Below are 15,139 nucleotides of genomic sequence, written 5' to 3'. Positions count from 1 at the left end.
CTAGTAATACTAACAATTATACCCCTGATTATCATGACTTCAATTAAGCTTATCGCTTTGTGCCTTCTCTTAGGTTCTAGTGCCGCACAAGCCAGTATGTACCGCTGGGTTGATGAGGCAGGTAAAGTACATTTCTCGGATAAAGTTCCTCCCGCAATGGCTCAGAAAGGGCATACCTCGTTAAGCAATAATGGCCTGACTTCGGAGCAGGTGAGTTCAGCGGAAGATTTACGTAAAAAGCACGCAGAAGAGCTGGAAAAGCGTGAGGCACATGCTGAAATGACTGAAGCTCAGGCTTTAGAAGAAGTGCAGCGTAAAAAAGATGAGCAGCTAATGGCGACTTATGCCAGCCGTGACGAGCTTGTCTCTGCTTATAATAAGAAATTATCCTTAATCGATCAAAGTTTTGGGATTTTGTCAGCGCGTGATGAAAGCCTGACTCAAAAAGTGCTTAGCCTCAAGCGTCAGTATAAATCAACCAAAGATCAGTTAACGCGTGACAACTTGCTGATGCAAGTGACAAATGCTCAGGGAAGCTTGGCAGATTATCGCAAAGCCGCTACTGAGAATCGCGCTGAACGTGATGTAATCTCTAGCGAATACCGGGAAAACTTGATTCGATTTGATAAGCTGGCCAAACAGAGTCGTTAAGCGGTTTGTTGAGGCCTCAACAATAAAATAATAATAATGAAAATCACTTATACACTTACATTTTTATTGCTGATATCCAGTCTGTCATCGCAGGCTGCTCTGTACCGTTGGGAAGATGCGAGTGGTAAAGTGCATTACTCGGATAAGATCCCACCGGAAATGGCTCAGTCTGGCCATGTAAAGCTCAATAAAAATGGCACAATGAAAGAGCGGGTTGCATCCGCCGAAGCACGTCGGACTCAGTTAGAAGCGATTGAGGAAGAGCGTGCGCTGATGGAAAAAATGAAGGCGCAAAAGCAAGAAGAAGATTTGCAGGAAATGCGGGATACTCAGCTGCTTTCTATGTTCAGCACTGAAGAAGAGCTGATTAATGTCTATAACAGTAAGCTTGAAATGACTGATGGCAGCATTCAAATTCTGAAAGCACGCCACAAGAAGCTTTCTGAGACTTTGGAGGAGATAGAGGCTCGACACGAGCGGACGGTGAATCCAAATGACAAGAATAGGATTGGTATGCGCATTGAAGACATCTTAGATAACTTGCATGTCTATCAGCAGGCCATCACCGAGAATCTGATCGAGCGGAGTAAAATCGAAGTGACCTTTGCTCAGGATTTGGCACGGTTTAAGGTTATCTCTAAAAATCGTCGGTCACGATCAAAGTGACCGACGATTTATCTGTTGCTTACTTCGCGCGCATACCAGGCTCAGCACCTTGATCAGGATGCAGTACAAACAAGTCACTGCCTCCAGATCCTGCTGCCAGCACCATGCCTTCAGACATGCCAAAGCGCATTTTGCGTGGTGCCAAGTTAGCCACCATTACAGTCAACTTGCCAATCAGGTCTTCTGGGTTGTAAGCAGATTTGATTCCAGCAAACACTTGGCGCTTTTCGCCGCCAATATCCAACGTTAAACACAATAACTTATCAGCGCCTTTCACAGCTTCCGCATTTTCGATTTTAGCGATCCGCAGATCGATCTTGTCGAAATCTTCATAAGTGATCTCTGGCTTAATCGGATCATTCACCAAATGCTCACTCAGTGCAGGTTTGTTCGCCGCTTCTTGCATAGCTAGCAATACTTGTTTGTTTTCTTCCAGCATCGCATCAATTTGTGTCTGCTCAATACGAGTCATCAACGGCTTGAATGGGGCTAGTGGATGATCCAATAATGGAGTTTGCACAGAATCCCAGTTCAGCTCGCCTGCATTCAAAAACACTTCAGCGTTCTCAGTAAGCTCTGGCAAGATTGGTTTCAGGTAAGTCAGCAGCGCGCGGAACATGTTGATGCCCTGCGTACAAACGCCTTGAACCTGATCTTTGGTCTCAGGATCTTTGATTAGTACCCAAGGCTTATTCTCATCAATGTACTGGTTTGCTAAATCAGCCAAAGCCATGACTTGACGCATTGCGCGGCTGTATTGGCGGCTTTCATAGGCTTCAGCAATTTCTTCACTAGCACTAGCGAACTGAGCATATAGCGCTGGATCAGGTAATTCCGCCGATAGCTTGCCATCAAAGTTCTTATGCACGAAGCCAGCACAGCGGGAAGCAATATTGACTACCTTACCCACCAAATCACTATTTGCGCGGCGCATAAAATCTTCTAAGTTCAGGTCGATGTCTTCAATGGTGTTGCTTAGCTTGGAAGCGAAGTAATAACGCAACTGTTCCGCTGGCAAGTGATTCAGGAATACGCGTGCCTGAATAAATGTGCCGCGAGATTTTGACATTTTCTCGCCATTGACTTTCAGGAAGCCGTGGCAGTGAACGCCGGTCGGAAGGCGGTAGCCAGCTACTTCCAGCTGCGCCGGCCAGAATAGGGTGTGAAAATAAGCAATATCTTTACCAATGAAGTGATACACCTCAGCAGTCGAGTCTTTCGCCCAGTAGTCGTCAAAGCTTTCACCAGTACGGTCACATAGGTTCTTAAAGGATGCTAAATAGCCAACCGGTGCATCCAGCCAGACATAAAAATACTTATTATCTGTGTCTGGGATTTTGAAGCCCCAGTAGGGCGCATCACGGGAAATATCCCAATCTGTTAAGCCATCACTGACCCATTCATTCATCTTATTAACGACTTCTTTTTGTACCGAGCCGCTGTCTAGCCATTTAGCTAAAAACTCAGTGAAATCGCCTAATTTGAAGAAATAATGTTCGCTATCCTTTTCGATAGGTGCAGCGCCAGTTACTACTGAGTAGGCATTTTTCAGGTCCGTTGTGGAATAGGTTGCTCCACACACTTCACAGTTGTCGCCGTACTGGTCAGATGAGCCGCACTTAGGGCAGTCACCTTTGATGAAGCGGTCCGGTAGGAACATTTCAGCTTCTGGGTCATAAGCTTGCTTGATGGTGCGAGTATCAATATGGCCTTTGTCTCTGGCGGCCAGATAAATGCCCTCAGCCAACACCCGGTTTTCTTCCGAGTGCGTGCTGTGGTAGTTGTCGAAATGGATATTGAAGCCCGCAAAGTCAGCTTGGTGCTCCTGATTCATTTCATCAATCAGTGCTTGCGGCTCAATGCCTTGTTGCTGAGCGCGTAGCATGATGGGTGTACCATGCGCATCGTCGGCGCAGACGTAGTAACAGCTATTGCCACGTTGGCGTTGAAAGCGAGCCCAGATATCCGTTTGGATATATTCCACCATGTGGCCGATGTGAATCGGGCCATTAGCATAGGGAAGGGCGCTGGTAACAAGAATTTTACGAGTCATAATTCAATATCCGGGGTCGATCAGCAGTATTTTTTGATAAGGGCTTGTTGTTCTTCAGCTTCCATCCGTGCGCCAAAGCGGGACACGATAATAGACGCTGCTTCGCTGGCTAATTCACCAGCCGCTGCATCACTAAAGCCGTGCGTGATGCCATACAGGAATGCTCCTGCGAACATGTCGCCAGCGCCGTTGGTATCAATCGCAGTGGTTTTAACCGCAGCAACTTGTGTTCTGCCATTTGCGGAGATGATTTCCGCACCATTGGCGCCTTTAGTGAGCACTAACGTTTCGCATAAGCCAGTCAGTTCAGTGATTGCTGCTTCCAGATCATCTTTGCCAGTAAAGGTCAGTGCTTCTTCTTCATTGCTGAATAAGATATCAACGCCATCGCCGATGATTTCTTTAACGCCATCGCGGAAATAAGTCACCATTGAAGGGTCGGAGAACGTCATTGCCGTTTTAACATTATTTTCCGCAGCGACCTTACGTGCTTCTAGTACCGCATTGCGAGAAACGTCAGAAGTAACCAAGTAGCCTTCGATATAGATGTACTCAGCTTGCTTGAGGTCATCAAAGTGCAGCTCGTTTACCGAGAAGTCTGTTGTGATACCCAAGAAGGTATTCATGGTGCGCTCGGCATCCGGGGTAACCATGACCATGCACTTGCCCGTTACGCCTTCATGCTTTACCTGGTCCAAGCGAGTTGTCACGCCTGCCGCGTGAAGGTCATTCATATAGAACTCACCAGACTCATCATCAGCGACTTTGCAGGCGTAGAAGCCTTTGCCGCCCAGTTGGCTGATCGCTACGATGCTGTTAGCTGCAGAGCCTCCGCCAGTCCGTTTTTTAATTCCGAACGTTTCTGTCATGGCGCCCAGCAGTTGTTGTTGCTGGTCTTCATCAATTAACGTCATTAAGCCTTTTTCGATGCTTTGCTGTTGAAGAAAGTCCTCGGTGACTTCATATTCCATATCAACCAGCGCGTTGCCAATGCCGTAAACGTGATAACTCATGTGTGCTCTCTATTGAAATTCTAAATTGGGGGCTTATATTAAAGCATTATCGTTACAGATAAACGATTAGTTTTGGCTTTGAGTCTAATCAGAAACAAACGATCTATATTAATAAACCCGATAACACACCGCTTGCTTTTTGATACACTAGCGCCACTGCCGTTTTTACTCGGCAAACATTCACTATTCAGTAAGCATATTTTTGGAGCATATGATGAGTTTTCAGCATATTACCGTCCCTGCAAAAGGTGAGAAAATCACTTCTAACGCAGATTTTTCTTTGAATGTACCGGATATGCCGGTAATCCCTTTTGTTGAGGGTGATGGCATCGGTGCGGACATTACACCGGTAATGAAAAAAGTAATCAATGCGGCCGTTGCAAAAGCTTACGGCAGCAAACGTGAAATCCAGTGGATGGAAATCTATGCTGGCGAGAAGGCTAATGCGCTTTACGGTGGTGATGTTTGGTTGCCTGATGAGACAATTGATGTCGTTAAAGACTACGTTGTTTCTATTAAAGGCCCGCTGACTACACCAGTCGGTGGTGGTATGCGCTCATTGAACGTAACACTACGCCAGACGTTGGATCTGTACACGTGCCTGCGTCCGGTTCGTTATTACACCGGTACACCAAGCCCAGTTAAAGAGCCTGAAAAAACGGATATGGTTATTTTCCGTGAGAACTCAGAAGATATCTATGCGGGTATCGAGTGGGAAGCAGGATCACCTGAAGTTAAGAAGATGATCGACTTCCTGCAAAACGAAATGGGCGTCACCAAGATTCGTTTCCCTGAGACCAGCGGTATCGGCATTAAGCCAGTATCTCGCGAAGGTACTGAGCGCTTAGTGCGTAAAGCATTGCAGTATGCGATCGATAATAACCGCAAGGTTGTGACGATTGTGCACAAAGGTAATATCATGAAGTTCACTGAAGGTGGCTTCAAGCAATGGGGTATCGATCTGGCTCGTAAAGAGTTTGGCGCAACTGAGTTGGATGGTGGTCCATGGTTGTCATTCAAGAACCCGAAGACAGGCGAAGACATTATCCTGAATGATGTGATTGCTGATGCATTCTTACAGAACATCCTGCTTTACCCTGAGAACTACTCAGTGGTTGCGACATTGAACCTGAATGGTGACTTTGTGTCGGATGCGCTGGCAGCACAGGTTGGTGGTATCGGTATTGCACCAGGTGCTAACTTATCAGATGACATTGCTGTGTTTGAAGCAACACACGGAACTGCACCAATGATTGCCGGTCAAAATAAGGCGAACCCTGGTTCTATTATTTTGTCTGCAGAGATGATGCTGCGTCACATGGGCTGGTTGGAAGCGGCTGACCTTGTGGTTAAAGGTATTTCTGGTGCTATATCAGCAAAAACAGTAACCTTCGATTTTGCGAACGAAATGGATGATGCCGTTGTACAGACAACTGCAGAGTTCGGTGATCGCATCATCGAAAATATGTAACAGATGCCGGAGGGTTGGCGAGTAATATGGCGAACAAGCATGAGATAGACGACGATTCTGGTTTGGCGGTAGAGGAATCCCGCCCAGAAGTCAAAGAACCAAAACGTTATAGCGTTATACTAATGAACGACGATTTCACTCCAATGGAATTCGTTGTCGAGGTACTAATGGTGTTCTTTAATCTGGATCATGAATCCGCCACTCGCGTTATGCTAAACGTGCACCAAAAGGGCAAAGGGATCTGCGGTGTCTTTACCCGAGAGATCGCAGAGACCAAAGTTGTCACGGTGAACGAGTATGCGCGCAAGTCACAGCACCCCTTGTTATGTACCATGGAAGAGGCCTAAGGAGATAAGACATGTTAAGTCCGGAAGTTGAGTATTCTATCAACAGCCTGTTCAGGGAAGCCAATGAGAAGCACCACGAGTTTGTAACGGTGGAGCATCTTTTATTAGCGATGACAAGGAATCCCTCCGCAGCTGACACGCTACGGGCGTGCGGTATTAATATCCCCCAGTTGCAGCAAGAGCTGGAAGGGCATATTGAAGAAAGCACGCCTATTTTGGTCGAGGACGATGTTCGCGAGACGCGTCCGACCATTGGTTTTCAGCGCGTATTACAACGTGCTGTATACCATGTCCAGGCATCTGCCAAAGAAGAAGTGACCGGAGATAGTATTCTGGTGGCAATCTTTGGCGAGACAGAATCCCATGCGGTCTATTATTTAGCCCGTCAGGATATGTCACGCTTGGATTTGGTGAATTATATTTCTCATGGCATTCAAAAAGGTGAAGATATCTCTTTTGATAGTCTGTCGACGGATGACGATGAGTCCTCCGCAGAGCCAAGAGCGAATGAAGAAGAGCATGAGTTTGGTGAGGATGAGTCAAAGTCCAGCCCGCTTGAGCGATTCGCACGTAATCTGAATCAAATGGCGATTGATGGAAAAATAGATCCATTAATTGGCCGTGAAGAAGAGATTGAGCGTACGGTTCAGGTGCTTTGTCGCCGCCGTAAGAATAATCCTTTGTTAGTTGGCGAAGCAGGTGTTGGTAAAACAGCCATCGCAGAAGGCCTTGCTAAGCGCATCGTTGATGAGGATGTTCCAGAAGTATTGGCTGATGCCACAATCTATTCATTAGATTTAGGCGCATTGGTTGCCGGTACTAAGTATCGTGGTGATTTTGAGAAGCGCCTGAAAGCTGTATTGAATCAGATTCGCGATGAGGAGCATGCGGTACTGTTTATTGATGAGATTCATATCATCATTGGTGCGGGTGCGACTTCTGGCGGCACAATGGATGCTTCTAACCTGATTAAGCCAGTATTGGCATCAGGTGAGCTGAAGTGCATGGGCTCTACAACGTATCAGGAATATCACAGTATTTTTGAGAAGGATCGTGCTTTAGCTCGTCGCTTCCAGAAAATTGATGTGAATGAACCGTCAGTGCCAGAGACGATTAAAATCCTTAAGGGGTTGAAGTCGCGCTTTGAAGAGCATCATGATGTGAAATACACCATGCCAGCACTGGAAACAGCGGTTGAATTATCTGCGCGTTACATCACTGACCGTCGCTTGCCCGATAAGGCGATTGATGTGATTGATGAGGCTGGCGCAAATCGTCAACTACAGCCAAAAGCAACTCGTAAGAAGACAATTAACGTGTCTGATATCGAGGCGATCGTGGCAAAAATTGCACGTATTCCACCTAAGGCTGTTTCAAGTTCTGATATGGAAGTGCTGAAGTCGCTGGATACTGATCTTAAGCGTGTTGTGTTTGGTCAGGATGAAGCAATCAAGCAAATCGTTACGGCGATTAAAATGGCTCGTTCTGGTTTGCGTGATGATGCGAAGCCAATTGGTTCTTTCTTGTTTGCAGGCCCGACGGGTGTTGGTAAGACTGAAGTGACCAAGCAGCTGTCTGAGCACTTAGGTATTAAGTTATTGCGCTTTGATATGTCTGAGTACATGGAAAGACATACTGTGTCTCGTTTGATCGGTGCACCTCCAGGGTATGTTGGCTATGACGAAGGTGGCTTACTGACGGATGCCGTTAATAAGAACCCACATGCGGTATTGTTATTGGATGAAGTTGAAAAGGCACATCCGGATGTGTTCAACTTGTTATTGCAGGTAATGGATAACGGTAAGCTGACGGACAGTAACGGTCGGGAGATTGATTTCCGGAATGTTATTCTGATTATGACCAGTAACGCTGGTGCACAGGATATTAGCCGTAGCTCAATGGGCTTCACGCGTCAGGATCACTCACTGGATACTACTAAGGCGATCGAAAATGCCTTTACACCTGAGTTCCGCAATCGTTTGGATGCGGTTGTTCAGTTCAGACCGTTGCCTGAAGGTGTGATTACGTCAATCGTTGATAAGTTCCTGATTCGTCTGGAAGCTCAATTGAACGAGAAGCGTGTGACGCTGGTTGTTGATGACAAGGCTAAGCGTTGGTTAGCTGAGAAGGGCTACGATGTTAAGATGGGTGCACGTCCGATGGAGCGTGTTATTCAGGAAAATATCAAGCGTCCGCTGGCTGATGAAATTCTATTTGGTCGTCTGTCAAAAGGCGGCACTGTAAGAATTACGGCTCAGGATGATGGATTGGTTCTGGACTATGATGACGAGAAAGAGGTGGTTGCCTGATTAACCTCAGGTAAGCGCCCACAGAAAAGCCCGGTAATAACATGTTGTTACCGGGCTTTTTAGTATTTGGGCATTCCTCTCAGAAGCGAAAGGTGTTGTTACCTACTTGCTACGGTAGGTGATTCTGCCTTTGGTCAAGTCGTAAGGCGTTAGCTGAACGGTGACTTTGTCTCCCGTTAGGATGCGGATGTAGTTTTTGCGCATCCGACCAGAAATGTGTGCGTTAACCACATGTCCGTTCTCAAGCTCAACTCTGAAGGTTGTATTCGGCAAAGTTTCAACAACCGTGCCTTCCATTTCAATATTTTCTTCTTTAGCCATGTGTTCCAGTAATAATTACTATCTGTATAGAAGCGCAGTATTATCCACCACCTGATTGATTAAACAAGTCATTTTTCCCTAAATGGCCATTTATTTATATTCCTGCTGGCAAAATTAAGTTCAAAATGATGTATTATAAGGCTACTTACAAATCGTATTGATTCAGATGTTGGATATATTGTTTTCAGGTCTGTATTATCGCAAACAGTTTTTTTAGTGGCAGGTAGTATTAATGAATTTTGCGGCAGTCTTCCCTGGTCAGGGCTCCCAGTCTTTAGGGATGATGAATGATTTAGCGGGCTCTTTTACGTTGGTTCAGGAAACCTTCGATGAAGCGTCAGAAGTACTAGGCAAGAATCTGTGGCAAATTGTGACGGATGGTCCGGAGGAATTGTTAAGTCAGACTGAGATTACTCAGCCGCTGATGCTAACAGCCGGCGTGGCTGTTTGGCGGATTTGGAACCAGCAGGGCGGCGCTATGCCGTTAGCGATGGCGGGCCACAGTCTCGGTGAATACAGTGCTTTGGTTGCTTCGGGCATTATTGATTTCCCAACAGCGGTCGCACTGGTCGGTAAGCGTGCCAGTTTGATGCAACAAGCGGTTCCGGAAGGGACTGGCGGCATGGCGGCAATTCTTGGTTTAAGCCCTGAGGCTGTTGTTGAAGGCTGTGCGAAGGCCGCAAACGGTCAGGTAGTTGAAGCGGTAAACTTTAACTCGCCAGAGCAAACCGTTATTGGTGGTGATAATGAAGCGGTTGAGCGAGCCATGGCAGTGTTAACCGAAATGGGCGCTAAGCGCGTGGTTAAATTAGCCATGAGCGTACCTTCCCACTGTAGTCTGCTTAAAGAAACCTCTCAGATCATGGCGCAGTCACTGGCAACGGCCAGCTTTAATGCAGCAAATATCCCTGTTCTTCATAATGTCTCTGCTTCTAGCTGCGATACGCCAGATGCGATTCGCCAATCTGTCGCCGATCAGCTGTATCAGCCGGTCCGCTGGGTAGATACCATTAATGCGCTTGAATCTGCTGGCGCTGACACCATAATTGAATTTGGACCGGGCAAAGTATTATTTGGCCTGAACCGCAGAATCAATCGTAAGCTGGGTAACCTGACCATTAACGACACAGCCTCATTAGAAAAAGCACTGGCTGCAACCAAGGAATAATTCATGAATTTTGACAGCTTACTGGATGGTAATGTCGTGTTAGTCACTGGCGCAAGTCGCGGAATTGGACGTGCAATTGCTGAAAAGCTTGGTAAAGCAGGCGCTACTGTTGTAGGAACAGCGACTTCGGAAAGCGGTGCTGCAGCTATTAGCGCTTATTTTGCTGAAAATGGCATTAAAGGTTGCGGAAAGGTGTTAAATGTAGGAGATTCCGCATCCATTGAAATTCTGATGAAAGAAACGGTCGCAGAGTTTGGCCCAATTCAGGTTTTAGTGAATAATGCAGGGATTACGCGTGATAATTTGCTGATGCGAATGAAGGATGATGAGTGGGATGATATTATCAATACCAATCTAAGTTCAGTATTCCGCCTTAGCAAGGCTTGCTTGCGTGGCATGATGAAAGCACGACATGGCCGTATTATTTCAATTGCTTCGGTAGTTGGAGCAACGGGCAATCCAGGGCAGTGTAACTACGCTGCAGCAAAAGCTGGAATTGTTGGTTTTTCAAAGTCATTAGCTCGCGAAGTGGGTTCACGCGGTATTACCGTTAATGTGGTTGCGCCGGGGTTCATTGATACTGATATGACGAAGGCCTTAGCCGAAGAGCAGCGCAATGCGATGGCATCACAGATTCCACTGGGGAGTTTGGGTAAGCCTGAAGATATTGCGAATGCCGTATTGTTTTTAGCATCGGACATGGGCACCTACGTGACCGGTGAAACCTTGCACGTTAATGGTGGCATGCATATGGCGTAAAGCCGCCATTGCTTTATAGCTTGTGTACTTGATTTTTATTATAATAGTATGCATATTGTGTTTTTTTTAATTGAGGACAAAATATCATGAGTGATATTGAACAGCGCGTCAAAAATGTTGTTGTAGAACAGTTAGGTGTTGACGAAGCAGAAGTAACAAATGCTGCATCTTTCGTTGATGACCTTGGCGCGGATTCACTGGATACCGTAGAGCTGGTTATGGCACTCGAAGAAGAGTTCGGTACCGAAATTCCTGATGAAGAAGCTGAGAAGATTACAACAGTCCAGCTTGCAATTGATTACGTAAAATCGCATCAGGGTTAAACCCAGGATTCGTTGAGACCGCAGTTTAACCCGCTTAAACTGCGGTCTTTGTACTATAAAGAATCGCAAATTATTTAATTGCTGATGTTGTCCTGTCAGTAACATCAAATAGTGAAGGAAAAATCATCGTGTCTAAACGTCGAGTAGTAGTTACCGGTCTTGGTATCGTATCTCCGGTTGGTTCCACCATCGGAACAGCTTGGAAAAATATCACCGAAGGCAAAAGCGGTATCAATAAAATCAGCCCCGATTTATTTGATGCGAGTGAATTCAGCGTGCGAATCGCTGGAAACGTAACAGATTTTGACGCGAGCAAATATATTAAACCTAAAGACCAACGCAAAATGGATCCTTTTATCCATTACGGTATTGGCGCTGGTACTGATGCATTGCACGATTCAGGCATTGTTGTGACTGAAGATAATGCCGAAGGCATTGGTGTGATCGTTGGTTCTGGTATCGGTGGTATTAGTACCATCGAAAAGAATTTTGAAGCGTACATGAATGGCGGACCACGTAAGATTTCACCGTTTTTTGTACCAAGTAGTATTGTAAACATGGTTGCCGGTAATCTGTCGATTATGCACGGCTTAAAGAACCATAATATGTCTCCGGTTTCTGCTTGTGCGACGGCAACTCACAGTATTGGTGATGCAGCGCGCATGATCGCTTATGGCGATGCAGACGTAATGCTGGCAGGTGGTGCGGAAATGGCTACAACGCCATTGGGTATCGGTGGCTTCGCTGCAGCTCGTGCACTGTCAACTCGTAACGATGACCCTGAAGCGGCAAGCCGTCCATGGGATTCTGGACGTGATGGGTTCGTACTGGGTGATGGTGCTGGTATTTTGGTACTTGAAGAGTACGAATACGCTAAAGCTCGTGGCGCAGAAATCTACTGTGAATTAGTCGGTTTTGGTATGAGCAGTGATGCTTACCACATGACTTCACCATCACAGAATGGCGAAGGCGCAGCACGTTGCATGCGTAACGCTCTGAAAGATGCTGGTTTGAACCCTGAAGATATTGATTACATCAATGCGCACGGTACATCCACACCTGCAGGTGACGTTGCTGAAACAATGGCGCTGAAATTGGCCATGGGTAATCACGCGAAGAACGTTGCAATCAGCTCGACTAAGTCTATGACAGGTCATTTGCTGGGAGCGGCAGGCGGTATCGAAGCGGTATTCAGTGTATTGGCTATCCGTGATCAAATTTTACCACCAACCATCAATATGGATGATCCTGATCCAGCGTGTGATTTGGATTATGTTCCAAATACAGCGCGTGATGCCAAAGTTGAAATTGCAATGAGCAATTCCTTCGGTTTTGGTGGGACGAACGGCACATTGATTTTCAAAAAAATATAATAGCCCATTAAACGGGCAGTTAGGGTGAGTGATGAAAGCAGCATTCAAGTGGTTATTTATAATTCTGTTGTTTTCGGCCCTAGCTGCCGGTGGCTATGGTTATCTGCAGTATGAGCAATTCATAAAGCAGACCGTTCCAGAGACAGCACCTAAGCGTTTTGAGATTGCTAAAGGCAGTAGTATTCGCCAAGTTGCCAGGGATCTGGAGCAGCAAGGCATCGTTAAGCCAGCATGGCAGTTTCAGCTGTTGGCAAAAATCACCAAACAAGATACAAAAATTAAAGCGGGCGAGTTTGCTATTAAACCCGGCATGAGCGCGCAAGATGTGCTTGATCATTTTGTGTCTGGAAAAACAATCAGCTATAGCAGTCGTATCATTGAAGGCTTTGTTTATAAGGACTTAGTCGCCTCTGTTAAAGCCGATGAGAACTTGGTTCAAACACTTACCGATGATGACTACGCTAATATTATGCAGCGGATTGGCTCTGAAGAGAAAAGCCCTGAAGGGTGGTTCTTCCCGGATACCTATAACTATCCGCGTGGCACAACCGATCTTGAGTTTTTAAAACGTAGCCATCAGGCAATGAAGTCATTCCTTAATAAGGAATGGGAGCAGCGTGAAGCCGGTATTCCGCTTAAAACTCCTTATCAGGCCTTGATTCTGGCATCCATCGTTGAGAAAGAAACCGGCGTGCCTGAAGAGCGGCCATTGATTGCCGCTGTATTTCAAAATCGCTTGAAAATAGGGATGATGCTGCAAACAGACCCCAGTGTTATTTATGGCATGGGTGAGCGCTTTGAAGGCAATATTCGAAAATCCGACCTTAGACGTGATACACCTTATAACACCTATACACGTAAAGGGTTAACGCCGACGCCGATTGCAACGCCAAGTGCTGAAGCGATCAGGGCAGTGCTACATCCTGAAGCGACAAAAGCGCTTTATTTTGTCGCACGTGGTGATGGAACCTCGCATTTTTCAAATAGTTATAAAGAACATCGCAGAGCCGTTGTAAAATATCAGCTCAACGGAAATGCTAAAGCTTATCAGGGGGATAAATGAGTCATCCACGTGGCTTATTTCTGAGCTTTGAGGGAACGGAAGGAGCAGGGAAGAGCAGTAATCTGCAGTATGTGAAGGAGATGCTTGAAACTAGCGGGAAAACTGTTTTAGTCACTCGTGAGCCCGGTGGGACGGAAGTTGGCGAGCGAATTCGTGAGATTCTGTTAAACCCTGATCTGCCGGCAATGCATTCGGATACTGAGTTGTTACTAATGTTTGCATCTCGTGCTGAGCATTATCAACATAAGATTTTGCCGGCTTTAAATGAAGGCCAGTGGGTTTTATGTGATCGTTTTACAGATGCCAGCTTTGCTTATCAAGGCGGGGGGCGTGGCATTGATATGGCTCGGATTGCAGAGCTTGAATCCTGGGTTTTAGGTGGCCGCAAGCCGGATCAGACTTTCTTGTTTGATCTACCGGTTGAAATTGGCTTATCTCGTGCGAAGTCTCGTGGTGCAGCTGATCGCTTTGAGCAAGAGGCGGTATTGTTTTTTCAGCGAATTCGAGATTGTTACTTAGCTCGGGCAGCGGCAGAGCCGACACGATTTAAGGTATTAGATGCCTCTCAATCTCTTGAGCAAGTCAGAGATCAGTTGAAAATGACCACATCACAATTACTTAAAGATACGAATTTCGAATGATTTATCCATGGCAGCAAGATGCCTGGAATGCATTGTCACGTGCGCGTGCTCGCGACCATATGCCACATGCTTTATTGTTGGCGGGACCAGAGTATTGTGGCAAGCGTGACTTTGCGTTAGGGCTGGCAAAAGCGTTAATGTGTGAGAATGCACATGGTGCTGATGACTTCGCCTGTGGACACTGTAAAAGCTGTCATTTATTCGAAGCAAGTTCTCACCCGGATTACAGCTCCGTACTCTTAGAAGAGAAAAAAACGCAGATTGTTGTTGATCAGATTCGTCGATTAAATGAGTTTGTGTATCTAAGCCGCAGTTACCAAGAGAGCCGGGTGGTGTTTATCTATCCCGTAGAGCGCTTAAATACTAATGCCGCCAATAGCTTACTGAAAACACTTGAAGAGCCACCTAAGAACACGGTGATGTTGCTGGTGAGTTCTAATTTCTCACAGCTGATCCCGACCATCCGTAGCCGTTGTCAAATTATACAACTCCCACAGCCAACCACCCTGCAAGCAACTGATTGGCTTGAGTCGCAGGATTTAACGCATCCAATTGGTGAGTTACTCCTAGCCTCCGGCGGGCGTCCTTTGTTGGCAAAGGCTTTGGATAGTGGTGAGAAGCTTGCCGAACGAAAGCAGTTTGCTACTGATATTCTTAAGCTGCTTCAGGGGCGTCATTCACTTATCAGCGTCGCAAAGCGTTGGGAGAAGAGTGACAAAGGCGAGTTATTGGATTGGCAGCTGCAGTGGATTGAGTCGATGATTCGCAGTGTTTTTTCGGGTGCCGAAGGTGTCACTGATGCAATTAGCCCTCATCTGAGGAAGCATATGTCACTTAAAAACAATGACCTATGGCGACTTCGTGATAGTATGCTGGAGTTGAAAAAGCATGCCCACACATCGTTAAATGCTCTGTTGTACACCGAAAATATGCTACTGTTGTGGCAGAAAGAAGCTTTGAATCGTTAGAGCTTTACTAATA

At 46.2% G+C, this 15,139-nt stretch carries 15 protein-coding genes; 12 read left to right on the top strand and 3 right to left on the bottom strand.

Going from position 1 to position 15,139, the window contains the following annotated elements:
• The first annotated feature begins 33 nt into the window (after positions 1 to 33).
• Positions 34 to 651: a DUF4124 domain-containing protein gene (locus LEUMU_RS0108415; RefSeq protein WP_022951846.1), complete on the top strand. Its 618-nt coding sequence runs from the start codon at positions 34 to 36 to the stop codon at positions 649 to 651.
• Positions 652 to 687: 36 nt separating this feature from the next.
• Positions 688 to 1,317 carry a DUF4124 domain-containing protein gene (locus LEUMU_RS25200; RefSeq protein WP_022951845.1) on the top strand — a complete coding sequence of 210 codons (630 nt, stop codon included), beginning with the start codon at positions 688 to 690 and terminating at the stop codon, positions 1,315 to 1,317.
• Positions 1,318 to 1,336: 19 nt separating this feature from the next.
• Here LEUMU_RS25200 and metG read toward each other — a convergent pair whose 3' ends face one another.
• Positions 1,337 to 3,370: a methionine--tRNA ligase gene (metG, locus tag LEUMU_RS0108405; protein WP_022951844.1), complete on the bottom strand. Its 2,034-nt coding sequence runs from the start codon at positions 3,368 to 3,370 to the stop codon at positions 1,337 to 1,339.
• Between the two features lie 20 nt (positions 3,371 to 3,390).
• Complete coding sequence (locus tag LEUMU_RS0108400; protein ID WP_022951843.1) at positions 3,391 to 4,383, bottom strand: adenosine kinase; 993 nt, start codon at positions 4,381 to 4,383, stop codon at positions 3,391 to 3,393.
• Between the two features lie 214 nt (positions 4,384 to 4,597).
• Between LEUMU_RS0108400 and icd the strand changes: the two genes are divergently transcribed.
• From icd to clpA, 3 genes are read left to right on the top strand one after another with little or no spacing between them, the layout of a single operon-like run.
• Positions 4,598 to 5,854: an NADP-dependent isocitrate dehydrogenase gene (gene icd / locus LEUMU_RS0108395; RefSeq protein ID WP_022951842.1), complete on the top strand. Its 1,257-nt coding sequence runs from the start codon at positions 4,598 to 4,600 to the stop codon at positions 5,852 to 5,854.
• Positions 5,855 to 5,880: 26 nt separating this feature from the next.
• Complete coding sequence (clpS, locus tag LEUMU_RS0108390; RefSeq protein ID WP_022951841.1) at positions 5,881 to 6,201, top strand: ATP-dependent Clp protease adapter ClpS; 321 nt, start codon at positions 5,881 to 5,883, stop codon at positions 6,199 to 6,201.
• An 11-nt stretch (positions 6,202 to 6,212) separates the two neighbouring features.
• A complete protein-coding gene (clpA, locus tag LEUMU_RS0108385; protein ID WP_022951840.1) occupies positions 6,213 to 8,510 on the top strand; it encodes an ATP-dependent Clp protease ATP-binding subunit ClpA in 2,298 nt (765 codons plus the stop codon).
• A 102-nt stretch (positions 8,511 to 8,612) separates the two neighbouring features.
• Here the strand turns inward: clpA and infA are convergent, their stop codons facing one another.
• A complete protein-coding gene (gene infA, locus LEUMU_RS0108380) occupies positions 8,613 to 8,831 on the bottom strand; it encodes a translation initiation factor IF-1 (RefSeq protein WP_022951839.1) in 219 nt (72 codons plus the stop codon).
• A 232-nt stretch (positions 8,832 to 9,063) separates the two neighbouring features.
• On the opposite strand from infA, the gene fabD reads away from it, so the two are divergent.
• The 7 genes from fabD to holB all read left to right on the top strand — a co-directional run bounded on the left by fabD (position 9,064) and on the right by holB (position 15,126).
• Complete coding sequence (fabD, locus tag LEUMU_RS0108375; protein WP_022951838.1) at positions 9,064 to 9,999, top strand: ACP S-malonyltransferase; 936 nt, start codon at positions 9,064 to 9,066, stop codon at positions 9,997 to 9,999.
• A gap of 3 nt (positions 10,000 to 10,002) precedes the next feature.
• Positions 10,003 to 10,758, top strand: coding sequence for a 3-oxoacyl-ACP reductase FabG (fabG, locus tag LEUMU_RS0108370; RefSeq protein ID WP_022951837.1), 756 nt, complete (start codon positions 10,003 to 10,005; stop codon positions 10,756 to 10,758).
• An 86-nt stretch (positions 10,759 to 10,844) separates the two neighbouring features.
• On the top strand, positions 10,845 to 11,081 hold the full coding sequence (gene acpP / locus LEUMU_RS0108365) for an acyl carrier protein (protein WP_022951836.1): 237 nt from the start codon (positions 10,845 to 10,847) through the stop codon (positions 11,079 to 11,081).
• A gap of 128 nt (positions 11,082 to 11,209) precedes the next feature.
• A complete protein-coding gene (gene fabF, locus LEUMU_RS0108360) occupies positions 11,210 to 12,454 on the top strand; it encodes a beta-ketoacyl-ACP synthase II (RefSeq protein ID WP_022951835.1) in 1,245 nt (414 codons plus the stop codon).
• A gap of 31 nt (positions 12,455 to 12,485) precedes the next feature.
• Positions 12,486 to 13,517 (top strand): endolytic transglycosylase MltG, encoded by a 1,032-nt coding sequence (mltG, locus tag LEUMU_RS0108355; RefSeq protein ID WP_022951834.1) that lies wholly within the window; start codon positions 12,486 to 12,488, stop codon positions 13,515 to 13,517.
• Positions 13,514 to 14,158 (top strand): dTMP kinase, encoded by a 645-nt coding sequence (gene tmk / locus LEUMU_RS0108350; protein WP_022951833.1) that lies wholly within the window; start codon positions 13,514 to 13,516, stop codon positions 14,156 to 14,158. The genes mltG and tmk overlap by 4 nt, the downstream gene beginning before the upstream one ends.
• Positions 14,155 to 15,126 (top strand): DNA polymerase III subunit delta', encoded by a 972-nt coding sequence (gene holB, locus LEUMU_RS25195; protein WP_022951832.1) that lies wholly within the window; start codon positions 14,155 to 14,157, stop codon positions 15,124 to 15,126. Before tmk ends, holB begins: the two co-directional genes overlap by 4 nt.
• Positions 15,127 to 15,139: the final 13 nt, after the last annotated feature.

The organism is Leucothrix mucor DSM 2157 (assembly GCF_000419525.1).
In the GTDB taxonomy this organism is placed as follows: Bacteria; Pseudomonadota; Gammaproteobacteria; order Thiotrichales; family Thiotrichaceae; genus Leucothrix; species Leucothrix mucor.
Note: the sequence above shows the minus strand (reverse complement) of the source record. Positions and strands in the feature narration are given on the sequence as shown.

Coding starts and splice junctions, on each gene's coding strand:
- mltG (WP_022951834.1), top strand. CDS start 12,486: ATGAAAGCAGCATTCAAGTGGTTATTTATAATTCTGTTGTTTTCGGCC.
- fabG (WP_022951837.1), top strand. CDS start 10,003: ATGAATTTTGACAGCTTACTGGATGGTAATGTCGTGTTAGTCACTGGC.
- icd (WP_022951842.1), top strand. CDS start 4,598: ATGAGTTTTCAGCATATTACCGTCCCTGCAAAAGGTGAGAAAATCACT.
- clpS (WP_022951841.1), top strand. CDS start 5,881: ATGGCGAACAAGCATGAGATAGACGACGATTCTGGTTTGGCGGTAGAG.
- fabD (WP_022951838.1), top strand. CDS start 9,064: ATGAATTTTGCGGCAGTCTTCCCTGGTCAGGGCTCCCAGTCTTTAGGG.
- infA (WP_022951839.1), bottom strand. CDS start 8,831: ATGGCTAAAGAAGAAAATATTGAAATGGAAGGCACGGTTGTTGAAACT.
- clpA (WP_022951840.1), top strand. CDS start 6,213: ATGTTAAGTCCGGAAGTTGAGTATTCTATCAACAGCCTGTTCAGGGAA.
- tmk (WP_022951833.1), top strand. CDS start 13,514: ATGAGTCATCCACGTGGCTTATTTCTGAGCTTTGAGGGAACGGAAGGA.
- LEUMU_RS0108415 (WP_022951846.1), top strand. CDS start 34: ATGACTTCAATTAAGCTTATCGCTTTGTGCCTTCTCTTAGGTTCTAGT.
- LEUMU_RS0108400 (WP_022951843.1), bottom strand. CDS start 4,383: ATGAGTTATCACGTTTACGGCATTGGCAACGCGCTGGTTGATATGGAA.
- holB (WP_022951832.1), top strand. CDS start 14,155: ATGATTTATCCATGGCAGCAAGATGCCTGGAATGCATTGTCACGTGCG.
- LEUMU_RS25200 (WP_022951845.1), top strand. CDS start 688: ATGAAAATCACTTATACACTTACATTTTTATTGCTGATATCCAGTCTG.
- acpP (WP_022951836.1), top strand. CDS start 10,845: ATGAGTGATATTGAACAGCGCGTCAAAAATGTTGTTGTAGAACAGTTA.
- metG (WP_022951844.1), bottom strand. CDS start 3,370: ATGACTCGTAAAATTCTTGTTACCAGCGCCCTTCCCTATGCTAATGGC.